Origin of the sequence: Bartonella sp. AA78NXGY (genome assembly GCF_042197005.1) — a bacterium.
Classification (GTDB): Bacteria; Pseudomonadota; Alphaproteobacteria; order Rhizobiales; family Rhizobiaceae; genus Bartonella.
Genome location: NZ_JBHIRI010000046.1, coordinates 1 through 3,080 on the forward strand (window position 1 = coordinate 1; position 3,080 = coordinate 3,080).

A 3,080-nucleotide genomic window follows, 5' to 3' on the forward strand; every position below is an offset into this window, starting at 1 on the left:
TGTCACTTATCAGCATAGATTTAAGAAAATTGGTTTTTCTGGAACGAGTTTCTCTGCTGGATTGCGCCACCTTTTTTAGCGATACATAAACTATATAGTAACTTATATATAAGTATATAGTATTGTATTAAGTATTAAATTAAATATTTCATTTTATATTTATTGTATTTTGAGAAATTTATTAGCTTAATATAGATATTATTCTTCAATGAATAGAAGTAGGGGAATAGGAGGCGGCAAGAGTTATGATTTATGTATTTCATAAATATGTATTTTTATGCAACGTTACAACAGCTATTCTTTATTTTTTGCAGGTTACGTATGTTAATGCTGCAGGATCTTCAAGTGATGCAGGAGGGGCATTTTATAAATGCGATGATAGAAAAACACACTTTCTCGCAGATAAAATCTATTACTTAAAAAGTTCTCAAGAGACGTCTGCTCATATTGCACCTATTGCAGCTATATATGTAGAAAAAGCAGGCACTATTGTTAATGCCTCTCAGATAACAGTTTTTGGCGATGATCCAGATAAAATATCTGCGTATGGGGCGTATGTAAGAAATGGTGGAAAAATTAATTTAATAGCTTCAGATTTTAAGAATATACCTGCTCTTCGTGCTCAAAATGCCGTTATTAGCATGACAGTAGGGGAAATTAAGGGGACTTCACATGCTATTTATGCATGGGGGAGAGGAACGGATATTGCTTTAGTGAGTGTGAATATCAATATTGAGCCAGATAATTTGAATGTAAAAGGGATCGGTATTATGAGTGGTTTTGATGCAATGGTTAAAATGACAGACGGTACCGTTAATTTTAACCAGATTGGCTCATTTTCAACTCGATTTGGGGGGCATTATATTCTTGATACTATGGGGATTACGGGGCAAGGAAGGAGGGAGGAAACTTTAACAGATGGTGATGGAGCTATGGGGGTATTGCCAGAAGCTTTTGAGGTTTTTCAAGGTGGTGACGTTCATTTGAAAAACAATTTTATTCAGCTGAACCATATGCATGCATTCTTGATGAAAAACTTTTCAGGTTATGTAAATGATAATGGTAAGTTAATTCAAAAATATATTTCACCAGATGGCTTTAAGAATACAAATATTAAGATAGAAAAAAACAATATTTCTGTTCAGGGTGAGGGAGTATATGGACTGTGCTTTAATGTTTTAGCTCCAGAAGAACTTGCTAAAATGTTGAGGCAACGAGATGATGAAAAAATTTTAGAAACCAAAAAAGTTATCACGGGGAGGGCATTTGTTTATTTATCAGAGACAAATATGACAGTTCCAGACGGGATTGCGATTTATGCGAAGGGGAATAAAGACTATGAAGTAAAAGGCACTCTTGAATTATCGGATGAAACAAAAATCTCTGGTGATTTGTTGCTAAAAGCTAAAAATAATGCTTCTCTATTGGTGAAAGCAAACGCTTCCTCTCTTACAGGAGGTACGCGTGTTGAGGGTAGATCGGTTATTGATTTAGAGTTAATTCGTTATTCAAAATGGTATCTTACTAAAAGTAAATACAACGGTTTACAGGAATCTGTTTCATCGCTTTCTTCTCTAAGTCTTTCCAATAGCACATTGATCTTTGATGAAGACAGTGGTTATCAAACGCTACGCATTGGAAAAAAAGCAGATATAGGTGCAGGAGATAAAATTCTCGCATCAAAAGATAAAAAAGTCTACAGTGCCGAAGGAAACGCTCAGATTAGGTTGAATGCATTTTTGAATGATGAGGGTTTGTTTAATCCCCAAAAGACGGATCGCATATTGATCTATGGGGATGTTTCTGGAACGACATTCGTTCATGTGCAAAATTTTCCAAAATATGCAAGTAAAGAAGTCTATGAGGGAAAAGATCAAAGCATTTCACTCATTCAAGTTGCTGGAACAGCGCAGGCAGGTTCTTTTCGACTCGCCAATGGTTATGATGATTATACTACGGTGAAAGGTTTTCCTTATCAATATCGTATTCGTGGTTATGGTCCAGGTTCGCCCTTTGGAGAAGCAGATGCTACGCAAAGATTAGTGGAAGGTGAGGGGGAATTTTGGGATTTCCGACTCGAAGGGGTTTATATTTCTTCTAGAATAGGTTCTTATAATGGTCCATTTAGTAAACCTTCTTCATTATCTCATCCTGTTAATCCTCCATCTTCTCCCCCCAATTCACTTTCTACGTCGTTGATATCTGACTCTCCTTCTTCTACGTCCTCTGCTCCTGTCGATCCTCCCCCTCCCGATCCACTTTCTACGTCGTTTATGTCTGACCCTCCTTCTTCTACGTCCTCTGATTCTGTCGATCCTCCCCCTTCCGATCCACTTTCCACATCGTTGACATCTGACCCTCCTTCTTTTACATCCTCTGCTCCTGTCGATCCTCCCCCTCCCGATCCACTTTCTACTTCGTTTGTGTCTGACCCTCCTTCTTTTACGTCCTCTGATCCTGTCGATCCTCTCCCTCCCGATCCATTTTCTACGTCGTTTATGTCTGACGCTCCTTCTTCTACATCCTCTGATCCTGTCGATCCTCTCCCTCCCGATCCATTTTCTACGTCGTTTATGTCTGACGCTCCTTCTTCTACATCCTCTGATCCTGTTGATCCTCCATCTTCTCCTCCCGATCCACTTTCTACGTCGTTGACATCTGACTCTCCTTCTTCTACGTTCTCTGCTCTTGTTGATCCTCCACCTTCTCCCCCCGATCCACTTTCTACGTCGTTTATGTCTGATGCTCCTTCTTCTACATCCCCTGATCCTGTTGATCCTCCATTTTCTCCCCCCGATCCACTTTCTACGTCGTTTATGTCTGACGCTCCTTCTTCTACAGATTCTGTTGTTCTTCCTTCTGCGTCTGTTGAACCAAAGCCTTCTCAGTCCTCTGATGCTTTGGAACCTTCGTCTAATCTCTCTATACCGCTTGATGTTCCGCCTGAGCTAGGTATTAGAGCTGTTGTTCCACAGGTTCCAACTTATCTTCTTTTGCCAAATACCTTATTTCATGCTGGTTTAGTGGATATGATCACGCAAAATAAGACGTTGGAGACAATGCGGAATGCTTTTCATTCC

Annotated in this window: 1 protein-coding gene; it reads left to right on the forward strand. The window is 39.4% G+C overall.

Annotation, left to right across the window (positions count from 1 at the left end):
* Positions 1-245: 245 nt before the first annotated feature.
* The coding region (locus ACFINL_RS09445; protein WP_375651465.1) for an autotransporter outer membrane beta-barrel domain-containing protein at positions 246-3,080 on the forward strand (2,835 nt) is incomplete at its 3' end.